The following is a 23974-nucleotide window of genomic DNA, read 5'->3' on the forward strand; positions in this document are numbered from 1 at the left end:
TGAGTGAATGGTTGAAGATTCAAACTTTCCGCAGATTCAAATTCTGGCGTCTCTGGAGCCGCGTTTTCTTCTAAGATTGCAGGATTGAAAAAGTGTGCCGAGGCTTGTGTGAATTTCGTTTTCCGCCGTGATGAATTGCTGGTTGAAGAAACCTCCAGCGTGTTGCCGGACACGGCGCTATGTGAGCGCATCGGCTTGCCTGTAGCCGCGCTGCAACCGGTATGGATGGCGCCTGATTCGCCGTATCGAACCATGCACGTGGAACCCGGTATCGATGCGCCCGAGGGCTACGCCTTCAAGAAACTGCGGTCTTTGTTTGGTGTCTTCGACGATGACCGCATAGCGCTGGCGGGGCGCGCCTATCAGATCGCCGAGTGGGCGCGCACGCACCGTTTCTGCGGTGTCTGCGGCACGCCTGCCGAGCGGGTCGCCCATGAGTTCTGCCTGCGCTGCCCGTCCTGCGGCTTTTCCGCCTATCCCCGTATTTCACCCGCCATGATGGTGTTGATCCGCAAAGGCGACAGCATTCTGCTGGCCCGGCACACCACGACAGCTACGTCGCGCTACACAGCGCTTGCGGGATTTGTGGAACCGGGCGAAAGCATTGAACAGACCGTGCACCGCGAGGTCTACGAAGAGGTGGGCCTGAAAGTCGGCAACCTGCAATATTTCGGCAGCCAGTCCTGGCCGTTCCCCCATTCATTGATGGTGGCCTACACGGCGGATTACGTGTCCGGCGATATCCGGGTGCAAGAAGACGAGATCGCCGACGCCCGCTGGTTTGGGCCGGGCGACCCCATGCCCGATATCGCGCCACGCATTTCGATTGCGGGCTGGCTGATCCGGGCGAACCTTCCGATGGGCTGGTCGGCCCCCTGAGAGGGGGCTTGTATATCCGGCATTCATAGGGGTATTCCCTCGAAATTCGACGTCCATGCTTATTTTTTATTGATGAAATATAGATAAATTATTAGTATTTCACTCAAATAAACTTGGGTGTCGCCTTACATGAGCTCCCCTCTGATTGCCTCGTCAGCCCATTTGGCTGGCGGCAGTGCCCCCGATCTATCCGAAGTGGAATTCGGCCTGATGATCGCCAGCCATGCGTTTGACCGCTGGACGGTGCGATGTATGGCCGCTGCCGGGCTGCCCGACCTGACTCCCACGGACGTGATGGTGTTTCATCACGTTTATCACCGGCAGCGTCCCAAGAAATTGGCCGACATTTGCTTCACGCTGAATGTCGAAGACACCCACATCGTCAGCTATGCGTTGAAAAAACTGGATCGCTTGGGTGTGGTAACGGGCGAACGCAGCAGCAAGGAAGTCTTCTACAGCGTCACGCCTGAAGGCGCGGCCATCTTGAAGCGCTATGGCGAAATCCGCGAGCAATGCCTGACCGCTGGCCTGGACGCGCCGGGCGGGGGCGGGCTGGAATTCAGCCGTCAACTGGCGCACACGCTGCGCGCCTTGTCCGGCCTGTATGACCAGGCCGCGCGCGCCGCAACCTCTCTCTAATCAAACACTCGGGGCATGCCCCGTCATCAGCAACCCGACCGTGGCCGCACGCGCCGTGGCGGCCTCTTGTTATCGAGGACTCGTATGAAGAAGTGGCAATTCTGGATTGATCGTGGGGGCACCTTTACCGACATCGTGGCGCGGCGCCCCGATGGCTCCACCACCACCGCGAAGATGCTGTCGGAAAACCCCGAGCAGTACCGTGACGCAGCCGTGGCCGGCATACGCAAGCTGCTGGGCATTGCGCCCGGCCAGCCCGTGCCGGTGGAGCAGGTTGAATGCGTGAAGATGGGCACGACCGTCGCGACCAACGCCTTGCTGGAACGCAAGGGCGAACGCACCTTGCTGGTCACGACGCGCGGTTTCCGTGATGCCTTGCGCATTGCCTACCAGAACCGCCCGCGCCTGTTTGACCGCAACGTGCTGTTGCCCGAGATGTTGTACGAGTCGGTGGTTGAAGCCGACGAGCGCGTGGCCGCCGACGGCGAAGTCATCCGCGAACTAGACGAGGCCGCGCTGCGGCTAGGCATGCAGGCCGTATACGACACGGGCGTTCGCGCCGTTGCCATCGTGTTCATGCACGCCTGGCACGCTACGGAGCACGAGCAGCGCGCTGCCCGCATTGCTCGCGAAGTCGGCTTTACGCAGGTGTCGGCCTCGCACGAAGTCAGCCCGCTGATCAAGTTTGTGTCGCGTGGCGACACGACCGTGGTGGATGCCTATTTGTCGCCCATCCTGAAGCGTTATGTGGACCAGGTGGCGGGCGAGCTGCCCGGCATTCGCTTGATGTTCATGCAATCCAGCGGTGGCTTGACCGACGCGCACCGCTTCCGTGGCAAGGACGCCATTCTGTCCGGACCTGCCGGCGGCATCGTGGGTATGGTGCGCACCAGCGAAATCGCGGGTTTCCCGAAGGTCATCGGCTTTGACATGGGTGGCACGTCCACAGACGTGTCCCACTACGCCGGCGAATTCGAACGCGAATTTGAAACGCAGGTCGCGGGTGTGCGCATGCGCGCTCCGATGATGAGCATTCACACGGTTGCGGCGGGCGGCGGCTCCATCCTGCATTTCGACGGTGCGCGTTTGCGCGTCGGCCCCGACTCCGCAGGCGCCAATCCCGGCCCGGCCTGCTATCGCCGTGGCGGTCCGCTGGCCGTGACGGACTGCAACGTCTTGCTGGGCAAGATTCAGCCCGATTTCTTTCCGAAGGTGTTTGGTCCGGACGCGAACGAAGCGCTGGACCGCGACGCCGTGGCCGAACGCTTTGCCGCGATGTCTGACGAAGTGCGTGCCGCCACCGGCCGCGAGATGTCGCCCGAACAACTGGCCGAAGGCTTTCTGGAAATTGCCGTGGGCAACATGGCCGAAGCCATCAAGCGCATCTCGGTGCAGCGTGGTCACGATGTCACCGAATACGCGTTGACGGTATTCGGCGGCGCGGGCGGCCAGCATGCTTGCCTGGTCGCCGATGCGCTGGGCATGACCACGGTGTTCGCGCACCCGCTGGGTGGCGTACTGTCCGCTTACGGCATGGGCCTGGCTGACCAGACCGATATGCGCCAGAAGACGGTCGAAAAGGTACTGGATGCCAGCTTGATGGCCTCGCTGAAAGACGAGCTGGACGTGTTGGCAGGCCAAGCGGTTGGCGAGTTGCGCCGCCAGCATGTGGCCGAAAGCGACATCAGCGTTCAACGCCGTCTGCACCTGAAATACCGCGGCACGGATACGTCGCTGGAAGTGGCTTATTCCGATTTGGATCAAGCGCGCCAGGATTTTGAATCTGCTTATCGTCAGCGCTACTCGTTCCTGATGCCCAACCGCGAATTGGTCGTGGAGACCATTTCGGTGGAAGCAACAGGCGGCGGCGAACGGGTCAGCGAGGCGTCGACCTCACGCACGCGCGAAGGCGCGCTGTCAGCTCGCCGCGTGGTCAGTATGTACAGCGCGGGCGCCTGGCGCGATACGCCTTTGTATGTGCGCGAAGACATGGCGGGCGGCGACGTGGTGCCGGGTCCTGCCATCATTTCCGAACCCAACCAGACCACGGTCGTTGAACCCGGTTGGCAAGCGGAACTGACGGCGCAGGATCACTTTGTGATTCGCCGTGTCGAGGCCCGTCTTGAGCGCCGCACGGTCGGCACGCAAGCCGATCCGGTCATGCTGGAAGTGTTCAACAACCTCTTTATGTCGATCGCCGAGCAGATGGGATACCGTCTGCAAAACACGGCTTATTCGGTCAACATCAAAGAGCGCCTGGACTTCTCTTGCGCAATTTTCGACGCTCAGGCCCGCTTGATCGCCAACGCGCCGCACATGCCCGTGCACTTGGGTTCGATGGGCGAGTCGGTGCGCACGGTCATGAATGCCAACGCTGGCCGCATGATGCCGGGCGACGCCTACGTGGTGAATGATCCTTACCACGGCGGCACGCACTTGCCCGACGTGACGATCATCACGCCGGTGTTCGACCACGCTGGCCGCAACATCCTGTTCTATGTGGGCTCGCGCGGCCACCACGCCGATATCGGCGGCACAACGCCGGGCTCCATGCCGCCGGATTCCAAGACGGTGGAAGACGAGGGCGTGCTGTTCACCAACTTCCAGCTGGTGAAGAACGGGGAGTTCCGCGAGCAAGCCGCGCGCGACATCCTGGGCTCGGGCCGCTGGCCGGCACGCAATCCGGACCAGAACATCGCGGACATGCACGCGCAGATCGCCGCCAACGAAAAGGGCGTGCAAGAGCTGCTGCGCATGTGCGATCACTTTGGTCTGGATGTGGTGCAGGCTTATATGGGCCACGTGCAGGACAACGCCGAAGAGGCGGTGCGCCGCGTGATCTCCGTATTGAAGGACGGCAGCTACGAGTATCCGTTGGATAACGGCGCAGTCATCCGGGTGGCCGTAAAGGTGGACAATCAGGCGCGTACCGCTGTGGTGGACTTCACGGGCACGTCTGCCCAGCTGGAAAACAACTTCAACGCACCCGGCGCGATTGCCGTGGCAGCGGTGCTGTATGTGTTCCGCACGATGGTCAACGACGACATCCCGCTGAACGACGGTTGCCTCGTGCCGCTGTCGATCATCGTGCCGGAAGGCTCGATGCTGCGTCCGAATTCACCGGCTTCGGTGGTGGCGGGCAACGTGGAAACGTCCATGTGCATTGTCAACGCGCTGTACGGCGCGTTGGGGGTGCTGGCGGCCAGCCAGGGCACCATGAACAACTTCACGTTCGGCAATGCGCGGCATCAGTACTACGAGACCATCTCGGGCGGCACAGGCGCAGGTCCGGTCCGCATCGATGCGGCTGGTCCGCACGATGAAGGCTTTGCCGGCACGTCGGTGGTGCAGGCGCATATGACCAATTCGCGCCTGACGGACCCGGAAGTGCTGGAATTCCGTTTCCCGGTACGGTTGGAGTCTTACGAGATCCGCAAGGGCTCGGGCGGCGCAGGCCGGTATCCGGGCGGCGAGGGCGGCATACGCCGCATTCGCTTCCTGGAAGACATGACCGCAGCGATCCTGTCGAACAACCGCCGGTTCGCGCCGTTCGGTCTGTCTGGCGGGCAACCGGGCGCAATGGGCCGCAACACGGTCGAGCGCGTTGACGGCACCATCCAGGAGCTTGGCCCGCAAGACAGCGCGCAACTGCACCCCGGTGACGTGTTCGTGGTTGAAACGCCCGGAGGCGGGGGTTACGGGCAGGCTTGACGCTGCTCTCTGCCGGTATCCGCGGCTTGTGCGCGGTACCGGCGGATTTTGCGGCGGTGGTGGCCGGTCCGGACTCAATCCGGGTCGGACATCACATCCAGGGCAATGTCCGCCTTTGATCGGCGGTCATATACCCGCAACGTCACTTCTTCATCCCGGATCTCGAACACCGCTGTTGCCAGCGTGTTCTCGGCATCGGGATCATCGGTGGCGGTACGCAGGATGGGCAGTTTTCCTTGCGTGTCATGCAGCGCGGCCAGCAGGTCTGCGCTGGTGGTCTCGGGCGACCAGCCGTCAACAATGCCTTCAATGCGATTCTGCCGCGCGCGCGACGATTCGGTAATCAGCTGCGCTTGCCCGCGCGTTTCAACGTGAATCATGTGATTGGCATGGCCATAGCGCGTGCCGATATCCAAAATGGAAACGGCCCCTGGCGTGACTTCGGCGCTGAACAGGCGCGGGTCCGACGCCGATCCCAGCATATGGTGAAAGCCGCCTGAGTGCGGCGTGTCGCGCAGCAGGTCGATGGCTTCGTCCAGCGTGGAGCAATCGAGCACGGCGCGCGCCAGGAACATGCGTGGAACTCCCGGTTGACGTTGCCGGGTGCGCAGGTTGTTGATGGTCTGCACCAAGCCAGCCCGATTGGCGCCGAAGGTATGTCCAGGCAAAGAGCCGGGATAGTAAAAGCTGAGGTAACCCGGGGCGTCTTCCATCGCGACGTCCACCAGATAGCAGCGGCCATATAGATAAGGATCGCCATCTTCGTTGTGGGCGATCCAGCGCGTGCCGTCCGCAGCTTTCAAGGCGGCCGAAGTGCAGCCGTCGGTGGTGTTGTGGAGCAGGTCTCCGCGGCAATTCCACAGCAGCACATCGTCGAGCGGCATGCGCAGGCCGTCTGCCAAACCCTCCAATTCCTCCCAAATTGCCGGCACAGCCGCTTTTGCCTGTTCGGCCAGCTCCTGCAAATACGGATGGCCGCGCCAGGGGCGCAGGGCTTCCCACGTTCCGCTTTGCTTGAGGTAAACCGACATCAGTGGACGGGCAAGCTTGCCTAGCGCTTGGCCAATCTGGCGCCGATTTCCAGCAATGCGCACATATTTGTAGGGCATGGGGATTCTCCGGGTGTCATCGGGATTGTAATTTTTCTAAGCTCTGCCGGGTGGGGACGGATGCGTTAAGATCCCCAATACGTTGCACCGGTGACCCCGGCGTAGCCAGGAATCATGCCCCTACAACAACCCCGGGGTGCCGACGGTCCCCAAGAGGAGAGTTTCATGATCAAACGTAAAGTCGCCGCCGCTTTGGTTGGCCTGTCCGTAGCCATGTTCGGCGCCGTCTCCGGCGCGCAGGCCCAGGGCAAGGAATTGGTGGTGGCCACCGATACCGCTTTCGTGCCGTTCGAATTCAAGCAGGGTAATACCTACGTGGGTTTTGACGTGGATCTTTGGGCAGCAATCGCCAAGGAACTCAACCTGAAGTACAAGCTTCAGCCGATGGACTTCAACGGCATCATTCCGGGCCTGCAAACCAAGAATATCGACGCCGCGCTTGCCGGCATCACCATCCGCGATGACCGCAAGAAGGTCATCGATTTCTCTGATCCCTACTACGAAAGCGGCTTGGCCATTCTGGTGGGAGACAAGAACACCGACATCAAGGATGCCAAGTCCCTGTCGGGCAAGACCGTCGCCGTCAAGACGGGCACTGCCACGGTGGATTTCCTGAAAGCCCAGGTGCCGGACGCCAAGCTCAAGCTGTTCCCGAATATCGACAATGCCTATCTGGAACTGGCCACGGGCCGTGTGGATGCCGCTGTGCATGACACCCCCAATGTCCAGTACTACGCCAATACGGCGGGCAAGGGCCGCGTCAAGGTGGTCGGCTCGGTCAAGAGCGGCGACTTCTACGGCATTGCGTTCCCCAAGGGCAGCGATCTGGTCCCGCAGGTGAACAAAGCGCTGGCTACCTTGAAGGCCAATGGCCAGTACGACGCCATCTACGAAAAGTGGTTCGGCAAGAAGCCGTAAGCGGCAGCGCTGATTGTTTAGTCTTTTTGGTTTGATTCGGGGCCGCCCGGCGGTTGCGGGTTCCGGTAGTCTCTTTACGGGACACCGGGCGCCAGCCGGGCGGCCCCGTGCCGCTTGAGCCATTGGGCGGCTTTGCCATGATGCGGCGCGCGATGGCGCTCGAGGGGGAATATCGTGGAGTTTGACTGGACTGTAGTCTGGAATGCGTGGCCCAACTTGCTTGAGGGCACGCTGATGACCATCAAGATCACGTTCTGGGGTCTGCTTGGCGGTTTTCTGCTGGGTGCGCTGTCAGGCGTGACTCGGGCCTACGGACACCCCATCCTGTCGGGCATTGCGCAGGTCTATGTCGCGGTCATTCGCGGTACGCCAATTGTTGTGCAGGTGATGTTCATTTACTTCGCCTTGCCGCTGCTGGCGAACATCCGGGTCGATGCTGAGTGGGCGGCCATCGTCACGCTCATCATCAATTCGGGCGCGTATATCTCCGAAATCGTGCGCGGCGCATTGTTGTCGGTACACAAGGGTCTGAAAGAAGCCGGGCAGGCCATGGGTCTGCCGTTTCACAAAATTCTGTTCCATATCATTGGGCCGGTTGCGTTTCGCCGCATGATCCCGCCGCTGGGCAACCAGTGCATTATCAGCTTGAAGGATTCGTCGCTTTTCATCGTGATCGGCGTCGCGGAACTGACTCGTCAGGGCCAGGAAATCATGGCCAGCAATTTCCGTGCTGTCGAGATATGGTCTGCCGTCGCGATCGTCTACCTGATCCTGACCGGCTTGATGGCGCTGGGCCTGCACCTGGTGGAAAAGAGGATGCGCATATTATGAGCATGGTTGAATTTCATAACGTCACCAAGCGGTTTGGCGAATCCATGGTGCTCAATGGCATCACGCTGAATATCGATGCGGGCGAAGTCGTGGTGGTGGTGGGCCCGTCGGGTTCAGGCAAATCCACGTTCCTGCGCTGTATCAATGTGCTGGAGACCATCAATAGCGGTGATCTGCTGGTGGACGGCTTGAGCGTTAAAGGAGACTCGGCGCAAGTGCGCGAGATCCGGCGCGAGGCCGGCATGGTGTTCCAGCAGTTCAATCTGTTTCCGCAGATGACGGCGCTGGAAAACGTGATGTTCGGGCCTGTGCACACGCGCGGCCAGGGGCGCGACGAATCACGCAAGCTGGCCGAAGCGCTGCTGGACAAGGTGGGCTTGGCCGAACGCATGAATCATTACCCGGCGGAGCTGTCCGGTGGTCAGCAACAGCGTGTGGCGATTGCCCGCGCCCTGGCCATCAAGCCCAAGCTGATGCTGTTCGATGAACCCACGTCCGCGCTGGACCCGGAGCTGCGCCATGAAGTGCTGAAGGTCATGCGCGATCTGGCGGAAGAGGGCATGACGATGGTGGTCGTCACCCATGAAATGGAATTCGCGCGCAAGGTCGGCAGCCGTTTGATTTTTATCGACGCGGGCAAGATCGCGCACGATGGGCCTCCGGCGGAATTGCTCAGTAATCCGCCCAGCCAGCGCTTGAAGGATTTCCTGCAGCACGTGACCTGAGGACTGCGGCAGGCCATTGATGCTGCCACGTACAAGAGAAAAAGCGCCCCGCGATTTGCATCGCGGGGCGCTTTGTTTCCTGCTGTCCGTTGGGTTGCCGTGACGCGGTCAGCCCTTCACACGAACGATCTTTTGCACCTGCGGCACATGGCGGATAGCGCGGATGACCTGAGCCAGGTGCTTGCGGCTGTCGACCTGAATCGTCAAGTGCAAGGACACCGTGGAAACCGCATCGTCGTGCATCGTGACGTGCATGATGTTGGCGTCGGCGGCGGTCACTTCGGCTGCCAGGCGGCCCAGCACGCCGCGCTCGTTGCGGGTGATGATGTCCAGGCGCGTAGCCAGGTGCTTGGCGGTGTGCGCGTCCCAGCCCACGTTGATCCAGCGTTCCGGTTCGCGCAGGCGCTGGCGCATGGCAACCGGGCAGTCAGCCGTGTGCACGACCAGTCCATGACCCATGCGCATGCCGGCAACGATGGGGTCGCCGGGCAGGGGGCCGCAGCACGGCGCAAGCTGTACGGCCTGGCCTTCGTTGCCCTGGATCAGGATGGGCGCGCTGCGCGCGGATGTCAGTTCGTCCACGGCGGCGGCCGTTGTTGCCACCAGTTGATGCTCGGGTGCAAAGCGCCGCGCTACTACGGCGGCAAGACGCTTGCCCAGCCCGATATCGGCCAGGATTTCCTCACGCGAACTGGCGCCGGTGCTGCGCGCCAGTTTCTGCCAGGCAGGGTCATCAGTGGCGGGCATGGGCATATGCAGCTCTTGCAATGCCTGACCCAACAGACGTTCGCCAAAGGCCACGGATTCTTCGTACTTGACCGTGCGCAGGTAGTGCCGGATTTCGGAGCGAGCGCGCCCGGTGCGCACATAGTTGAGCCATTGCGCATTGGGGCGCGATGCGGGCGAGGTCACGATTTCTACCGTGTCGCCGCTATTGAGCTCGGTGCGCAACGGTACGAACTCCCCGTTGACCTTGGCGGCCACTGCCTGGTTGCCGATGTCGGTGTGAATCGCGTAGGCGAAGTCCACTGGCGTCGCGCCGCGGGGCAGTGAAATGATCTTGCCGCGAGGCGTGAAGACGTAGACCGCATCCGGGAACAGATCAACTTTGACATGTTCCAGGAATTCGCCGGAATCACCGGTTTGGCTTTGAATGTCCAGCAGCGACTGCAACCATTGATGGGTGCGTTTTTGCAGGTCGTTCAAGGTCAGGTCGGCGCCCTTGTACAGCCAGTGCGAGGCCACGCCTTCTTCGGCCACGTGATGCATGTCGCGCGTGCGGAATTGGAATTCCACCGGCGTGCCGTAAGGACCGACCAGCGTCGTATGCAAGGACTGATAGCCGTTCACCTTGGGGATGGCGATGTAGTCCTTGAACTTGCCCGGTACGGGCCGATACAGCTGATGCAGCGTGCCCAGCGCCAGATAGCACTCGGGCAGCGTATGCACGATGACGCGAAAACCGTAGATATCCAGCACATCGGAAAACGACTTTTTCTGGTCAACCATCTTGCGATAGATGCCATAAAGCGTTTTTTCGCGGCCGGTGACTTCGGCTTCGATGCCAGCGGCGGGCAGGGAAGCCCGCACGGAGTCGGCGATTTTGGTGATGACCTCGCGGCGATTGCCGCGTGCGGCCAGCACGGCCTTGTACAGCACCTGATACCGGTTCGGGTACATGGCCGCAAAGCACAGATCCTGCAGTTCGCGGAACAGCAGGTTCAGGCCAAGCCGATGCGCGATAGGCGCATAGATGTCCAGCGTTTCACGGGCAATGCGCCGGCGCTTTTCTGGATTGACCGCGTCCAGCGTGCGCATATTGTGCAGGCGGTCGGCCAGCTTGATGAGGATGACACGCACGTCGCGCGCCATCGCCAGCAGCATCTTGCGAAAGCTCTCGGCCTGTTGCTCGGCCTTGGTGGCGAAGTCCAGGCGATCCAGCTTGGACAGGCCATCAACCAGTTCTGCCACTTCAGGGCCAAAGCGTTCCGCCAGTTCGTGCTTGGCGATGCCCTGGTCTTCCATCACGTCGTGCAGCAGGGCCGCGGACAGGGCGTTTACGTCCAGCTTCCAGCCTGCGCAGATTTCCGTGACAGCGATAGGGTGAGAGATGTAGGGCGAACCGCTAGCGCGGAATTGGCCCAAGTGGGCCTGGTCCGCGAAGCGATAGGCTTCGCGCACACGTTCTACATCTTTCGGGTCGAGATAACTGCCGATGATTTCGGTCAGTGGCGCCAGTGATGCGACCGGTGAAGCGATCGCGTCTGCCGCTTCTTGCGCGGCGACAGACGTTGGCGTAGAGGAGTTTTTGTCTTTCTTGCCCGTGCGGCGCCCTAGACGGGAGCCAGCACGTAGTGCGGCAAGCAGACCAGATGAAGCGTACTTCAGCCCGGGAAAAGCCATGCTTGCCGCCCCCCCGAACGTATCAGGTCGGAACTTTGCGCAGCATTTCCACGCCGGTTAAGCCGCCCGCGATTTCGCGCAGTGCAGTGACCGTGGGTTTGTCTTTGCTGTCCAGGCGCGGGGCATGGCCTTGCGCCAACTCGCGGGCGCGGTACGTCGCGGCCAGCGTGAGCTTGAAACGATTCGGGATTTGATTCAGACAGTCTTCGACGGTAATGCGAGCCATTAGGACACCTGGTGCTGATGGATGATAGGGAGAATGCGTTCGGATCAGTGCTCTGCCGGAATGCCAAGTTGTGCGAACAACTGAGCATGCCGAGCGGCCTGAGACGAAAAGCGCAGCCTTGCGGCGCTGACGATTTGCATCAGTTCCGACAAGGCTACGCTAAATTCTTGATTAATAATAACATATTCGCATTCAGGCGCGTGGGCGATTTCGCCGCCCGCCGCCATGAGCCGGCGCGCGATGACTTGCGGCGCATCCTGGCCGCGAGCCTTTAACCGGCTTTCCAATTCTTCGATCGACGGCGGCAGCACGAAAATGCCGATGGCGCTGGGAAAACGCTGTTTGACCTGACGAGCGCCTTGCCAGTCGATTTCGAGCAGCACGTCGCGCCCTTCGCGGGTGGCGTTGTCGATATGGTCTCGCGGCGTTCCGTAGAAATTGCCATGGACTTCCGCCCATTCCAGCAGATTTTGTTCTTCGCGCATGCGCTTGAACTCGTCTGAGGAAACAAATCGGTATTCACGGCCATCTTCTTCGCCCGGACGGGGCGCGCGCGTGGTGCACGAGATGGAGAGCAGGATGGATGGGTCTTGCTGGAGCAAGGCCTTGACCAGACTGGATTTGCCCGCGCCGCTGGGCGCGACGACCATGAAGACATTTCCGGGATTGGCGTGCATGAATATGACCGGCGTGTGATGCTAAGACCAGAAGTCTAGCAAATCGCGCGGCGCGGCAGGGGGTAAACCCCGTCATGCCACGCGATTTTTCAATCCGCCGGTCAGCCTGCGGGTTTGGCTGCGGCCTGGATCAGCTTGCCGCCGGGCGGCGGCGAATCACTGCCCAGCACGTGGCCGTTGACCTCGATGCCGTACAGCGAGTCGTCCGAATCGTGATATTTGGCGCGGGTTGCGGCGACGGATTCGGTGTAGCGAGGATCTTGCGGGCGTTCGTGCGCATTCATGAAGTACGCCACGTCCCACGCTTCCTGGTTGCTCAACATGCCCCCTTGGCCCAACGGCATGTTGGCCTTGATGAAGCCGGCCGCGTTGCCGATCTGATGCATGCCGGCGCCCCAATTGAACGAATCCGCGCCCCACAGGGCGGGGAACACCCAGTGCTTGCCGTTCTTCTGGCCGCCGCCGTCGGCGCCGTGACACACCGCGCAGTACTGCGCATAGACTTCGCTGCCGCGCACGTAATCGGCCTTTTGGGCGGGGGCCGGCAGTTTCAGGTAGCCCTGTCCCGCAAGCACGACGCCGGTCGGAGCCTTGCTTGCCAGCCAGAACATATAGGTTTGCAGCGCAGTCAGCGTGGGATCGTCTGCCGGCGGCGCTTTGCCATTCATGCTGAAGCGAAAGCAGCCTTGCAGGCGTTCGGCCAGCGTGTTGACGTGCTCGTTCTTGGCGCGATAAGCGGGATACAACACATAGGCCGCCCACATCGGCGCGGAATCCGCACGGCGGCCCGCGTCCAGATGGCAGCTGGCGCAGTTCAGATCATTGCCGGTGAACTTGGCTGCCAGCTTTGGGGTGTGCAGGAAAATCTGCTCGCCCTGGCGCACGATCTTGCCAAATTCCGTGTCGGGCAAGGATGCAGCCGATGGGGGCGAGAAAGCGGGCGGGGCATCGGCGGCCTGCGCGATCCAGGGCGTGGTCATACAGGCAGCGGCCAACACGGCGCGCGAGAGAAACCGTAGCCGCAACTGGCCGATGCGCTGGGTGTCAGTAAACGAGCGGAGCAAGGTGAAGAGCGTCATTACTTGGCTCCCGTGGCAGGATTGGCCTGGGCGGCAAGCAGGTCGGCAGCTTTGGGCAGACCCGCGTAGTAGGCGGATACGGCGTCGATTTCGGCATCAGTCAGGCGCGTGGCAACGGCAGGCATCAGAGCCAAGGGCCCGGGCGGACGCTGGCCTTGCTGCCAAGCGCGCAATTGGCTCGCGATGTAGGCTGCTGGCTGGCCGGCCAGGCTCGGGAAATTGGCACCCACGCCGATGCCTCCCGGACCGTGGCACTGATTACAGGCTGGCACGTTCTTGTCCCAGGCTCCTCGGGTGGCAAGCCAAGCGCCGGTGTCCGCCGGTTTGGCAAGGGCCATGGCAGTGGCGGCCAGACGATCCGTATCCAGCGGGGAGGGCAGCCCGGCGTAGTAACTGGCGACCGCTGCGCGCTGCGCCGGGTCCAGGGCGCGGGCAGTGGCGGCCATGATGGGACTGACGCGCGATCCATTGGCCATGGCTTCCAACTGTTCGTCCAGGTACTTGGCGCCGATGCCCGCCAATTGCGGGAAGCCCGCAGCGGGATTGCCCTCGCCGCGAGCGCCGTGACAGGTAATACAGGCGGGCGCGCCATTGGCGCCCTGGATGCTGATTTGCTTGCCGTCAGGCGCGCTCTGGGCGCTGGCGGCGGCAGCGGCAAATAGAACGCCACAGGCCAGCGCGGCGGGAAGGAACCGTGGGGTCATTGTCTGCTCCGGGAAAGCTATTGCGCTTTTTGGTAATAAGCTAATTTCGGCAAAGTATATAAACACTTGTGTCCGGTCAATACCGAAATGGAAGATTGATCGAACACGCGGTTTTCATTATCTGGAGCAACGCGTGATAAGTGTGACGCGGTTGGAACCTTCTCTTGCACCTTCGCCAAAATGATTCGGGTAGGATCACGCCATTGATAACAAGGAGAATCCGATGCATACCAACGAGATCGATCCGCCCCGCGTCGCTTTAGTAACCGGTGCCGGTACCGGAATTGGCCGCGCCGTGGCGCTGGAATTATTGGCGCAAGGCTATCGGGTCGTGCTGGCAGGACGCCGGCGCGAGCCCCTGGAAGCGACCCGCACAGCAGCGGGTGAAGATGGTGTGCGTGCGCTGGTTGTGCCCACCGATGTGTCCGATGAGAACGCCGTGCGCGACTTGTTTGACACCGCGCAGCGCGAATATGGCCGTCTGGACGTGCTCTTCAATAACGCCGGCCGTGGCGCGCCTGCGATGCCGATCGAGGAACTGCCCGTCGCCCTTTGGCGCGAGGTGGTCGATACCAACCTGACCGGCATGTTCTTGTGCGCGCAAGCTGCTATCCGCATCATGAAGGCGCAAACACCGCAGGGCGGCCGCATCATCAATAACGGGTCCATCTCGGCGCACGCGCCGCGCCCGTATTCCATTGCCTATACGGCCACCAAACATGCGGTGACCGGGCTTACCAAGTCGATTTCTCTGGATTGCCGGCAATACGGTATTGCTTGCGGTCAGATCGATATCGGCAACGCCGCAACCGACATGACCGAACGCATGGCCGCTGGCATCTTGCAGGCCGATGGCAGTACCAAGGTCGAGCCCCGGATGGACGTCGCGCATGTGGCGCAAGCCGTTGCCGCGATGGCTCGCTTGCCGCTGGAAGCCAACGTGCAGTTCATGACGATCATGGCGACCAATATGCCCTTCGTGGGCCGGGGCTGAACGTGCGAAAGCCCGCCGCGTTAATGTCGCGGCAGGCTTGAGTGCCACCCCTGCAAGGCGTCCGATGGACGCCTTTTTTCTTTAGCGGACCGCCGCCGTCCTGACGCTGATCAGCGTGACGCCTGGGCCAGCATCTGGCCTTGGGTCGTATCCAGGTAACGCCGCGCGCCGACATAGCGCTTGGTCCAGTAGGGATTGTTCATTTCATCGACACGCACTTTGGTGCCGCGGCGCGGCGCGTGGACGAATTTGTTCTGGCCGATGTAGATGCCAACGTGCGAGGTCACACCCCGTCCACGGGTTGCGAAGAAGACCAGATCGCCAGGGCGCAGTTCGTTCTTCTTGGAAACAGTCGCCCCTTCGCTGCGCTGGGCGCGCGCGGTGCGGGGGAGTTCCAGACCAGCGATTTCGCGGAAAACATGCAGAACCAAGCCGCTGCAATCAAAACCGTCGGCATCATCGCCACCCCAGCTGTAGGGGGTGCCGATCGCATCCAGACCGGCTTGCACGACGCGTTCGCGCAGCGTGGGCACGGTAGGTTCTTGCGCCAGGCGCAGGCCATTCAGGCTGGAGCGGGCTTGTTCGGAGGGAACGGACGCCTGAGCGGCGCCGGGTATCCAGGAGAGGGTCAGGGCAAGCAGGGGCGCTGACAGAAATACGGGAATGCTGAAATTGGCAATTCGGACTTTTCGCGTGGGCGGCGTCATTACGTCACTTCAAGAATCGGAGTGGGCGGCATGGCTATACCCAGGGGGCAAGCCGGCGGAAAGGGGAGGCGCTGCGGGGCCGGAAGCCCTGGAAGCTCACAAATTATAGTGGAATAAAGTTTCATTACATTTGTAGTGCAATGCAGCATTATTCGGCCAAAACCGTTACGCCGCGCCTAGAGCGCGACGTAACGGCCGCAGCATTTTCGCGGTGATTTAGAAGCTTCCGCGCAAACCGACCATGACGGCTCGACCACCTTGGGGCGCCACATCGCGCAGCACCGATGTGGCGTAGCGGATGTCTTGATTCGTCAGGTTGATGCCGCGCACATAGGTTTGCCATTGCACCCCGGTCGTCTTGAACCGGTAGCCGGCGCTGACATCCAGGCTGTAGTAGCCGGGCGTGGACGTGTCGTTGGCGGGATGGTCATGCTGTGCAAACGCCTTGGACACGCTGACGCCAGCACTGTACGGACCGTAGCCATAGTCCAGCGCGACGCGCAGGCGCAGCGGCGGAATCCGTGGCAGCGAGCGCCCGGTGTCGCGGTTGCGCGAGACGGTGTAATCGCCGGACAGACCCAGGTCCAGGGCGTGGCCATCGCGTTGCAAAACACGAGTGACGCTTTCGGCTTCCAGTCCGTACAGGCGGGCGGATACGCCTTGGTAGCGGGCTTCGGGCAACGCGCCATCGCTGCCTGCCGCCACCACGTCGCCGTCGTCATTGCGATACCGTCCGGTGTTGGTTTCGGCCAGGTAGTTCGCAAAGCTGCTGTAGAAGACGCCAACGCTCGCTTTGTCGGTGTCGTTCTTGTAGCGCAACGACAGGTCGCCAGACCATGCGCGCTCCTTGCCCAGATTCTGGTCTCCAACCAGGTACTGGCCGGTAGCCGCGTGAGGGCCGTTGGCATACAGCTCATAGAACGTGGGGGCGCGTTCCGTATAGGCGCCGTTGGCCGCTACTGACCAAACACTGTCCAGTTTGTAGATGCCGCCCAGCGAGAAGCTGCCTGCGTTGAATGTCCGCTGGGTTGAATCGTCGAATCGAGCATTGCCGCCGCCAGCCGGGTTCAGGCGCGTGTGGTCCATGCGGGCGCCGGCCGACAGGGTCAGCCTGTCGGTTACCGTCCATTCCTCTAGTGCGAACAGGGCAGCGGAGTCCGTATCGGTGGTGGGCACCAGCGCTTCATCGCCCAATGCCGAAAAGCGTGTCTGGCCCAATTGCAGGCCAACGACCCCATGCAGCGGGCCGATGTCGGCATGGCGCGCTTCAATGCGAGCCTCGTAGCCCCGGTTTTTGAAGATAGTGCCGGTTTCGCCGTCTTCGATTTCCTTGTGCTGGTAGTCGGTGTACGCAAAATTCAGCTTGATGCTGGTGAACGGGCCATTCAAATCCCGCAATTCACCGGCCAGGCCGAAGCGTTCCTGGTGCATCTTGATGCGCACATCTTCTTCGGCGACCGAACCATAGTTGGAGTCGTAGCCGCTGTAGGACAGGCCCGCATAACCATGTTCGCCCGTCCACGACATACCTAATGCGCCGCCACTGGCCTGCCCATCGCTGTTGGGCAGCCGGTCGCGCGCTTGATCCGCATCGGGACCGTCGAGGGCGCGTTGCTGCGCCGTACTAGCGTAGCCAGGAATGCGCAGGGTGCCGGTCTTGCGGCCAAAGACGTCGGCGTGGATCGCAAAAGTGCCATCGCCGCCTTCCAGCTGTACGGCGCCATTGCGGTCATTGTTGGCGCCGCCATAGCTGCCGCCCACGTCGCCATGGATGCCGTCGATGGGTTCTGTCGGGATGCGGTTGTCCAGTGTGTTGACGACACCGCCAATGGCGTTGCCGCCGTATAGCAGTGCGGCGGGGCCGCGCAGGATTTCCACGCGGTTTGTCGACAAGGGGTCTTGCGGCACGGCGTGGTCAAACGACAGTGCCGATGCGTCCAACGATCCGACGCCATTGTTCAGCAGCCGGATACGATCGCCGTCCAGCCCGCGGATGATGGGGCGGCCCACCATGGGGCCGTAGCTTGTGGTGGATACGCCGGGCAGTCCATTGAGGGTCTCGCCCAGATTGGAGCCGCGCCGTAAATCCAGGTCCTGGCCCTGTAATACGGTGGATGGCGTTGCCAGCGCATCGCTGCCCAGGGGGTTGGCGGTGATGACGACAGGCGACAGGGTGGTGGCGCCGGGCGCGGTTTGCGCTTGGGCGGCATAGGGCAGAGCAAGCAGGCAGGTCAGGACAAGCGGACGCAGGGCGAACGCGCGCAGGGGCGCGCCAGCCTCGACAGGCAAGGTCGGGAAATTCATGGGGTCAGTCCAGGGAGCCGGCGGTTTCAAGCCGGCGGTGAAATCGAAGAACGCGATCGGGAGCGAATTTCAGCCCTGGAAGGGCGGGGCGCGAGACTGAAACCAGGTGCCGCCGATGGTGTCGGCGCCAGCGGGCAAATGTGCGGCGGGGGTGAGCCGGGGTGCATCGCCTGCGACCACCAAGAAGGACGACGGCAGAGTCGCGTCCAGTAGATCCCACAGCTGGCAAAGGTCGCACTGGCCCAGTTTTTCGTGCGAGTGCGCATCGTCCTGACTGGCGTCGGCGGCGTCGCCGACATGGCTGAGTGTGTGGCGCAGGCCGCCGATGGGCGCCAGCAGCAGGCATACGCACAACCACGCCAACACCGCCCAACGCGTAATGCGCGGCGGTGTGACAGGGAAAGAACCTGGGCGTGACAACATGGGGCGGTAGTGGAGATGCCGGGTCTGCATCGGAAAAACGAAATGATATATTGTTTCTTTATCATTGGCGATGCCAGCGTGGACGCATGCTCGCGGAATATGACGATTCATCTGCGCGGAGCTCGGGCATAATCGGTGGCATCGGCCGCAATCGGCATGACACGCCGATTGCGGCCGCGGATACACAAGACAGATAAGAAAGCGGAGTAAAGCTCAATGATGAACGCAGTACATCCTTTGTCTTCGATGAACCGGCCCGATGCCTTGCCCTTTGAGCCATTTCAGGACGCCGAAGCGGCGGTGGACCGGTTGGCTGAAATCTACGCGCGCAACACCGCGTTTCTGCGCGCCGCGTTCCGCGAGGTCCTGAAAGGCCCCGGCAATGGCCGAGAGCGCGCCCGAGCCTACTACCCGGCTATTCGTATCGTGGTGGAAACCTACGACCCGATCGATACGCGCCTGTCTTATGGCCACGTGGCTGAACCTGGCATCTACCAGACCACCGTGACGCAGCCAGAGTTGTTTCGCGACTACCTGATCGAGCAGGTTGGCCAGTTGCTGCAAAACCACCGGGTGGCGGTAGAGGTCGGTGAATCCGATTCCCCGATTCCGCTGCATTTCGCATTCCCGGAAGGCGCTTACGTTGAAGGCGAGCACCTGGAAGCGCTGAAGCGCCCCTTGCGCGATTTGTTCGATGTGCCAGACCTGGCCGTCACCGACGACGCCATCGTGAACGGGTCGTGGCGCGGCAAAGAAGGCGAACCCAAGCCGCTCGCGCCGTTTACCGCACAGCGCGTGGATTATTCGCTGCATCGCTTGCAGCACTACACGGCTACCGCGCCGGCGCATTTTCAGAATTTCGTGCTGTTCACCAATTACCAGTTCTATGTGGATGAGTTCTGCGCGCGGGCGCGGGCGTTGATGGTCAGCGGCAACGAAGATTACGAAATGCTGGTCGAACCGGGAAATCGCATCACACGGCGCGGCGAGAACGGCCCGGGCGACGAAGACCAGGCCGTGCGCCTGCCGCAGATGCCCGCCTACCACTTGGTGCGCGGTGATCACTCTGGCATCACGCTTGTGAACATTGGTGTGGGTCCGTCCAATGCCAAAACCATTACCGACCACATCGCCGTGCTGCGCCCGCATGCGTGGCTGATGCTGGGCCATTGCGCGGGCCTGCGGGATTCGCAGCGCCTGGGCGACTACGTGCTGGCCCACGGGTACGTGCGCGAGGACCACGTGCTGGACGACGACTTGCCCACGTGGGTGCCGGTCCCGGCGCTGGCCGAAGTGCAGGTGGCACTGGAGCAGGCAGTCGAAGAAGTGGCTGGGCTGTCCGGTTGGGACTTGAAGCGCATTATGCGCACGGGCACCGTCGCCACGATCGACAACCGCAACTGGGAATTGCGCGACCACCTGGAACTGGTGCAGCGCTTTGCGCAGTCGCGGGCGATTGCGCTGGACATGGAATCGGCCACTATCGCGGCCAATGGTTTCCGCTTCCGCGTGCCTTACGGCACCTTGTTATGCGTGTCGGACAAACCGCTGCATGGCGAACTGAAACTGCCCGGGATGGCCAGCGTGTTTTACCGGCGGCAGGTGAACCAGCATCTGGAAATTGGCATCCGCGCGCTGGAGCGCCTGCGCGACATGCCCCCAGAACGTTTGCACTCCCGCAAGCTGCGCACCTTTATGGAAACGGCTTTCCAGTAAGCGTGGCCCAACGCCCGCATCGCGGCTTTTGATCTGTCCCCGTGGCCCCGTCATTTCTCGTGTCGGGGCCACTTGCGCTATTCTCGCGCCTTGCTCGGAAACCCTAGGGCCCCCGGGGCGCATTGCGCGGGGGGCCTACCAGATGTGAAGGAATGACTTTGGCACCATCGGAACACGATGACGGCCGCTCAGGCGGCGCGCGCAAGGCGGAGGCGCAACGGCCTTCGGAGTTGCGCCGTACCTTGTCCGCGCGCCACCTGACGATGATCGCGGTGGGCGGGTCCATTGGAACCGGCCTGTTCGTGGCCTCGGGGGCGACCATTGCCAAGGCTGGGCCAGGCGGGGCGCTGCTGGGTTACGTGCTGATTGGGGTGATGGTCTATTTCCTGATGACCAGCCTGGGCGAACTGGCGGCCGCGATGCCGGTGTCGGGTTCGTTTGCCACCTATGGCGCCCGTTATGTCGAAGACGGCTTTGGTTTCGCACTGGGCTGGAACTATTGGTACAACTGGGCGGTGACGGTGGCGGTCGACCTGGTCGCCGCGCAACTGGTTATGGCGTACTGGTTTCCCGACGTGCCAGGCTTCTACTGGAGCGCCTTGTTCCTGGCGATCACCTTTGGACTGAACGCCATGTCGGCGCGCGGTTTTGGCGAAGCGGAATTCTGGTTCGCGTTGATCAAGGTGGTCGCTGTTCTGGGTTTTGTCGCCATGGGCGTGATGATGCTGCTGGGCATCATCCGCGGCGGTGAATCCGGCGGTCTGGCCAACTGGACAGTGGGCGACGCGCCCTTTGCGGGCGGCTTTGCCGCGATGATCGGCGTGGCGATGGTGGTGGGGTTTTCGTTCCAGGGAACCGAATTGATTGGCATCGCCGCTGGCGAATCCAAGGACCCGGCCCGCAATCTGCCGCGTGCGGTGCGTCAAGTGTTCTGGCGCATTTTGCTGTTCTACGTTGCGGCAATTCTGGTGATCGGCCTGCTGATCCCCTACACCGATCCGCACCTGCTGCGTAACGACGTCGAGGACATCAGCGTCAGCCCGTTTGCGTTGATCTTCGAGCGCGCTGGCCTGCTGGGAGCCGCCTCTGTGATGAACGCAGTGGTGCTGACTTCCGTGTTGTCGGCCGGAAATTCCGGCATGTACGCGGCCACGCGCATGCTGTACAGCCTGGCCCGCGAAGGCAAGGCGCCGCGCATTTTTGGTCAGATCTCGCACCACGGCGTGCCGATGTGGGCGCTGCTGGCGACAACGGTTGTCGCGGCGCTGTGCTTTTTTACCTTCCTATTCAGCCCTAGCGTGGTCTATATCTGGCTGCTGAATACGTCGGGCATGACGGGATTTATCGCTTGGCTGGGCATCGCCATCAGCCACTACCGTTTCCGCCGCGGGTACGTGAAGCAGGGCCACAATCTGGCGGATCTGCCTTATGTGTCGCCGTTCTTCCCATTTGGTCCGATTTTCGCTTTCGTGCTGTGCCTGATCATTACGCTGGGCCAGAATTATCAGGCATTCCTGCAAGACAAAATCCAGTGGGGCGGCGTGGTTGCCACCTATATCGGCATCCCGCTATTCCTGCTGATCTGGCTGGGTTACCGCTTGACGCGAGGCTCCAAGCTGGTGAGCTACCGCGACATGCGTTTCCCTGACGCCCGCGCTCGCAGCGATTACCTGGATTCGGCATTGCGGGGCGAGCCCGCGGCGGGCGAAGTGCGCTGAACATTCTTGCGCCGCAACGGCAGAGAGCCTGTCCATGGCGTTGCGCCCTTATCGACAAGATATCTGTTGATTTTTCGGGTTCCTGGCGGCCAAAGTGATGGAGAACAGGTCGTCGCGAATTTCCGTTCGGTATTTAGCGGGATCGGTTTCGCCAAAGGCAGCGAAACCGCTCGTCCTGCTGCTTGGATACGTTCCCTTCCAGAAGTAATAGCGGACAGGGCAGGCGTCAGCGACCTGCCTATTGGTCAGGCTTGGCGCGTAGCGCGTCTCCGCCTTGGCGCCGGTCGCCATTAACCGCACGCTCATGCTGGTCATCTTCCAGCGGCAGGTCCCATTGCCGAAATATTCGTCGTCAACCATGGCATCAAAATAAACGGTGCCCGTGTAGGAGCCATCCTGCCGTTTGTGGAGCAGGACAGGCAGACCAATGTCTGGGTGGCTGCGTACACCCGCTGCGCGATCGACCACGAATGAGCAGTTGGGCGCTTCGTAATAGGCATGCCCCTCAACCGATTCAAAAGTCCCTGGCGCATTGGCGACTGACAGAATGATCTCGTACGCCTGCGCTGGATTCGGGTTTTGGCGGTACTTTTCACGATGCTCGCCTGCGACGGAGTTCTTGGTGCCGGTGGCATTCTGGTCCTGGGCTCCATCAGAAAGCGCACAGCCCGATAGTGGCAAGGCGAGCGCCAAAGGGAGAGCAACCGAGCGAAACCAGAAGTTGGGGAGGCAGATCATGACGGCGCTGAAGGCCCGATCGGAGACGCTCGCTTTTCCTCCGAGTTCTGATCAAGGCGCATGTAGGAAAAGGTGAAGGATGCCACCATTTTTCATCTTTTCAGGCGTGCCCCGCAATGTCAGCCCTAGCCCTCGTATCTATTCGGACCCGTCCAATGATTCATGGCGAGCGCGATACGTACACTTCCCTGTCCACTATCCACCATTGGCGTGGCAATGGGTGTTGGCGGAAAGGTGTCCGGAGTGCCGCTGGCGCGCGATACCGCTGTGCTGGAAGCGGGCTTTGACTTGCGCGCCAGCCGCGACGTGACAATCGGCTTGGCCTATAGCGGCCAATATGGATCGGGCGTGCAATCCAATGCCGTCAGCGCCAAACTGAACTGGCGCTTCTAGCGGTCTGCGCCGATGCGCTGGCGGGCGAAACGCTACTCCAGATTTTGCGCCTGCTCGCGCATCTGTTCGATCAGCAGCTTCAAGTCCATGGCGGCACGGGTAACTTCCATGCTGCCCGCCTTGGAACCCAGCGTATTGGCTTCGCGGTTCATTTCCTGGAACAGGAAGTCCAGCCGCTTGCCTGCGCTGCCGGCGTTCTTCTTGCCAGAGGCCGTCTTGCCGCCGCCATCGGTCAGCAGGTGCCGCAGTTCTTCCAGGTGCGAGCGCAGGCGCGACAGCTCTTCCGCCACATCAATGCGCAGCGCAAACAGGTTGGCTTCTTGCGACAGGCGTTCGGACAGTTCGGCGCCAGAGATATGGGTGAAACCGCCTGGGAACGCCGATTCCACGCTTTCACGCAGCTTGGACGCCAGTTTTTCGCGGTGATCGGCCAGCAGTTGGGGCAGGTGGGCTTGAACGATTTCTACAACACGGGACACGCCATCGGCGCATTCGCGCATCATGCCCGCCAGGCGTTCGCCTTCGCGTGCACGGCCTTCCTGCAATTGGGTCAGCGCTTGCTGCGCGGCTTGCAAGCACGCGGCGCCCCAGATTTGCGGGTCCAGCGCGTCGTTGTTGCGCTGGCCGGGCCAGTTGAACAATTCGACGAGACGGGGCGGTGCAATGTCCGGCAGGACGCGGCGGGCCGCTTGCAACTGCTCGGCCAGGCCTTCCAGCCAGGCTGGGTCCAGCTTGGACAGGTCTGCGCTGGTATTGCGCGTGAACGAGACACGGATTTCGACCTTGCCGCGCGCCAGATTGGCGGTCAGCAACTCACGCAAGGGCGTCTCAACGTGGCGCAGTTCGTCAGGCAAGCGGAAATACAGGTCAAGGAAGCGGCTGTTGACGCTACGCAGTTCGAGTGCAAGCGTGCCTTGTTCTAGGTCTGCTCGGGCGTTGCCGAAGGCGGTCATGCTGCAAATCATGATGGGCGTGTCCTGGTGGTGCTGGGGGTAAGAGCCGGTTGTGCCGGGGCCCGCGGCGCCCAGGTAATCGGGGGCGGGTCTATGTAATCAACCGGTTATATCGCGGCAGGATACT

Annotated in this window: 21 protein-coding genes; 10 read left to right on the forward strand and 11 right to left on the reverse strand. The window is 61.7% G+C overall.

From position 1 onward, the window contains the following. The first annotated feature begins 108 nt into the window (after positions 1-108). From nudC to RAS12_RS05950, 3 genes are all read left to right on the forward strand, one after another. On the forward strand, positions 109-879 hold the full coding sequence (gene nudC, locus RAS12_RS05940; protein WP_306946087.1) for an NAD(+) diphosphatase: 771 nt from the start codon (positions 109-111) through the stop codon (positions 877-879). A 129-nt stretch (positions 880-1008) separates the two neighbouring features. Then, entirely contained in the window at positions 1009-1518 is a 510-nt protein-coding gene (locus RAS12_RS05945) for a winged helix DNA-binding protein (RefSeq protein WP_306946088.1), read from the forward strand. Positions 1519-1602: 84 nt separating this feature from the next. Further along, on the forward strand, positions 1603-5229 hold the full coding sequence (locus tag RAS12_RS05950; RefSeq protein WP_306946090.1) for a hydantoinase B/oxoprolinase family protein: 3627 nt from the start codon (positions 1603-1605) through the stop codon (positions 5227-5229). A 74-nt stretch (positions 5230-5303) separates the two neighbouring features. Here RAS12_RS05950 and RAS12_RS05955 read toward each other — a convergent pair whose 3' ends face one another. Beyond that, positions 5304-6338 carry a C45 family autoproteolytic acyltransferase/hydrolase gene (locus RAS12_RS05955; protein ID WP_306946093.1) on the reverse strand — a complete coding sequence of 345 codons (1035 nt, stop codon included), beginning with the start codon at positions 6336-6338 and terminating at the stop codon, positions 5304-5306. Positions 6339-6503: 165 nt separating this feature from the next. Between RAS12_RS05955 and glnH the strand changes: the two genes are divergently transcribed. The 3 genes from glnH (at position 6504) to glnQ (ending at position 8812) form a co-directional block, all read left to right on the forward strand. Continuing rightward, positions 6504-7256: a glutamine ABC transporter substrate-binding protein GlnH gene (gene glnH, locus RAS12_RS05960; protein ID WP_306946095.1), complete on the forward strand. Its 753-nt coding sequence runs from the start codon at positions 6504-6506 to the stop codon at positions 7254-7256. A 174-nt stretch (positions 7257-7430) separates the two neighbouring features. Next, positions 7431-8087, forward strand: coding sequence for a glutamine ABC transporter permease GlnP (gene glnP, locus RAS12_RS05965; protein WP_306946096.1), 657 nt, complete (start codon positions 7431-7433; stop codon positions 8085-8087). Beyond that, positions 8084-8812, forward strand: coding sequence for a glutamine ABC transporter ATP-binding protein GlnQ (glnQ, locus tag RAS12_RS05970; RefSeq protein ID WP_306946098.1), 729 nt, complete (start codon positions 8084-8086; stop codon positions 8810-8812). The genes glnP and glnQ overlap by 4 nt, the downstream gene beginning before the upstream one ends. 108 nt (positions 8813-8920) lie before the next feature. Here the strand turns inward: glnQ and RAS12_RS05975 are convergent, their stop codons facing one another. The 5 genes from RAS12_RS05975 to RAS12_RS05995 all read right to left on the reverse strand — a co-directional run bounded on the left by RAS12_RS05975 (position 8921) and on the right by RAS12_RS05995 (position 13901). Further along, the gene (locus tag RAS12_RS05975) at positions 8921-11215 is read right to left on the reverse strand and encodes a RelA/SpoT family protein (protein ID WP_306946101.1); all 2295 of its coding nucleotides are present in this window, start codon (positions 11213-11215) and stop codon (positions 8921-8923) included. A gap of 22 nt (positions 11216-11237) precedes the next feature. Further along, entirely contained in the window at positions 11238-11441 is a 204-nt protein-coding gene (gene rpoZ / locus RAS12_RS05980) for a DNA-directed RNA polymerase subunit omega (protein WP_006219679.1), read from the reverse strand. A 44-nt stretch (positions 11442-11485) separates the two neighbouring features. Further along, positions 11486-12118 (reverse strand): guanylate kinase, encoded by a 633-nt coding sequence (gene gmk / locus RAS12_RS05985; protein ID WP_306946224.1) that lies wholly within the window; start codon positions 12116-12118, stop codon positions 11486-11488. Between the two features lie 101 nt (positions 12119-12219). After that, positions 12220-13098, reverse strand: coding sequence for a c-type cytochrome (locus tag RAS12_RS05990; RefSeq protein ID WP_306951324.1), 879 nt, complete (start codon positions 13096-13098; stop codon positions 12220-12222). A 98-nt stretch (positions 13099-13196) separates the two neighbouring features. Further along, entirely contained in the window at positions 13197-13901 is a 705-nt protein-coding gene (locus RAS12_RS05995; RefSeq protein ID WP_306946225.1) for a c-type cytochrome, read from the reverse strand. Between the two features lie 223 nt (positions 13902-14124). Between RAS12_RS05995 and RAS12_RS06000 the strand changes: the two genes are divergently transcribed. Further along, the gene (locus RAS12_RS06000) at positions 14125-14895 is read left to right on the forward strand and encodes an SDR family oxidoreductase (protein ID WP_306946227.1); all 771 of its coding nucleotides are present in this window, start codon (positions 14125-14127) and stop codon (positions 14893-14895) included. Between the two features lie 110 nt (positions 14896-15005). Here the strand turns inward: RAS12_RS06000 and RAS12_RS06005 are convergent, their stop codons facing one another. The 3 genes from RAS12_RS06005 to RAS12_RS06015 all read right to left on the reverse strand — a co-directional run bounded on the left by RAS12_RS06005 (position 15006) and on the right by RAS12_RS06015 (position 18329). Further along, complete coding sequence (locus tag RAS12_RS06005) at positions 15006-15602, reverse strand: C40 family peptidase (RefSeq protein WP_306946229.1); 597 nt, start codon at positions 15600-15602, stop codon at positions 15006-15008. 216 nt (positions 15603-15818) lie between these two features. Next, a complete protein-coding gene (locus tag RAS12_RS06010) occupies positions 15819-17906 on the reverse strand; it encodes a TonB-dependent receptor (protein WP_306946231.1) in 2088 nt (695 codons plus the stop codon). Positions 17907-17975: 69 nt separating this feature from the next. Continuing rightward, a complete protein-coding gene (locus RAS12_RS06015; RefSeq protein ID WP_306946233.1) occupies positions 17976-18329 on the reverse strand; it encodes a hypothetical protein in 354 nt (117 codons plus the stop codon). 216 nt (positions 18330-18545) lie between these two features. Here RAS12_RS06015 and RAS12_RS06020 point away from each other — a divergent pair, with 216 nt between their 5' ends. Next, on the forward strand, positions 18546-20045 hold the full coding sequence (locus tag RAS12_RS06020; RefSeq protein WP_371321250.1) for an AMP nucleosidase: 1500 nt from the start codon (positions 18546-18548) through the stop codon (positions 20043-20045). A gap of 158 nt (positions 20046-20203) precedes the next feature. Next, complete coding sequence (locus RAS12_RS06025) at positions 20204-21763, forward strand: amino acid permease (RefSeq protein ID WP_306951328.1); 1560 nt, start codon at positions 20204-20206, stop codon at positions 21761-21763. 48 nt (positions 21764-21811) lie between these two features. On the opposite strand, the gene RAS12_RS06030 is transcribed toward RAS12_RS06025, so the two are convergent. Next, a complete protein-coding gene (locus tag RAS12_RS06030; RefSeq protein WP_306946235.1) occupies positions 21812-22501 on the reverse strand; it encodes a hypothetical protein in 690 nt (229 codons plus the stop codon). 216 nt (positions 22502-22717) lie between these two features. Between RAS12_RS06030 and RAS12_RS06035 the strand changes: the two genes are divergently transcribed. Further along, a complete protein-coding gene (locus RAS12_RS06035) occupies positions 22718-22894 on the forward strand; it encodes an autotransporter outer membrane beta-barrel domain-containing protein (protein ID WP_306946238.1) in 177 nt (58 codons plus the stop codon). Between the two features lie 32 nt (positions 22895-22926). On the opposite strand, the gene RAS12_RS06040 is transcribed toward RAS12_RS06035, so the two are convergent. Beyond that, complete coding sequence (locus tag RAS12_RS06040; RefSeq protein WP_306946241.1) at positions 22927-23859, reverse strand: YicC/YloC family endoribonuclease; 933 nt, start codon at positions 23857-23859, stop codon at positions 22927-22929. Positions 23860-23974: the final 115 nt, after the last annotated feature.

The organism is Achromobacter seleniivolatilans, from assembly GCF_030864005.1.
Lineage (GTDB): Bacteria > Pseudomonadota > Gammaproteobacteria > Burkholderiales > Burkholderiaceae_B > Achromobacter > Achromobacter seleniivolatilans.

Coding starts and splice junctions, on each gene's coding strand:
- RAS12_RS05995 (WP_306946225.1), bottom strand. CDS start 13,901: ATGACCCCACGGTTCCTTCCCGCCGCGCTGGCCTGTGGCGTTCTATTT.
- RAS12_RS05945 (WP_306946088.1), top strand. CDS start 1,009: ATGAGCTCCCCTCTGATTGCCTCGTCAGCCCATTTGGCTGGCGGCAGT.
- RAS12_RS06040 (WP_306946241.1), bottom strand. CDS start 23,859: ATGATTTGCAGCATGACCGCCTTCGGCAACGCCCGAGCAGACCTAGAA.
- RAS12_RS06015 (WP_306946233.1), bottom strand. CDS start 18,329: ATGTTGTCACGCCCAGGTTCTTTCCCTGTCACACCGCCGCGCATTACG.
- RAS12_RS06030 (WP_306946235.1), bottom strand. CDS start 22,501: ATGATCTGCCTCCCCAACTTCTGGTTTCGCTCGGTTGCTCTCCCTTTG.
- RAS12_RS06005 (WP_306946229.1), bottom strand. CDS start 15,602: ATGACGCCGCCCACGCGAAAAGTCCGAATTGCCAATTTCAGCATTCCC.
- RAS12_RS06010 (WP_306946231.1), bottom strand. CDS start 17,906: ATGAATTTCCCGACCTTGCCTGTCGAGGCTGGCGCGCCCCTGCGCGCG.
- glnH (WP_306946095.1), top strand. CDS start 6,504: ATGATCAAACGTAAAGTCGCCGCCGCTTTGGTTGGCCTGTCCGTAGCC.
- gmk (WP_306946224.1), bottom strand. CDS start 12,118: ATGCACGCCAATCCCGGAAATGTCTTCATGGTCGTCGCGCCCAGCGGC.
- RAS12_RS05975 (WP_306946101.1), bottom strand. CDS start 11,215: ATGGCTTTTCCCGGGCTGAAGTACGCTTCATCTGGTCTGCTTGCCGCA.
- rpoZ (WP_006219679.1), bottom strand. CDS start 11,441: ATGGCTCGCATTACCGTCGAAGACTGTCTGAATCAAATCCCGAATCGT.
- glnQ (WP_306946098.1), top strand. CDS start 8,084: ATGAGCATGGTTGAATTTCATAACGTCACCAAGCGGTTTGGCGAATCC.
- RAS12_RS06000 (WP_306946227.1), top strand. CDS start 14,125: ATGCATACCAACGAGATCGATCCGCCCCGCGTCGCTTTAGTAACCGGT.
- RAS12_RS05950 (WP_306946090.1), top strand. CDS start 1,603: ATGAAGAAGTGGCAATTCTGGATTGATCGTGGGGGCACCTTTACCGAC.
- RAS12_RS06035 (WP_306946238.1), top strand. CDS start 22,718: ATGGGTGTTGGCGGAAAGGTGTCCGGAGTGCCGCTGGCGCGCGATACC.
- RAS12_RS06020 (WP_371321250.1), top strand. CDS start 18,546: ATGATGAACGCAGTACATCCTTTGTCTTCGATGAACCGGCCCGATGCC.
- RAS12_RS05990 (WP_306951324.1), bottom strand. CDS start 13,098: ATGACCACGCCCTGGATCGCGCAGGCCGCCGATGCCCCGCCCGCTTTC.
- RAS12_RS05955 (WP_306946093.1), bottom strand. CDS start 6,338: ATGCCCTACAAATATGTGCGCATTGCTGGAAATCGGCGCCAGATTGGC.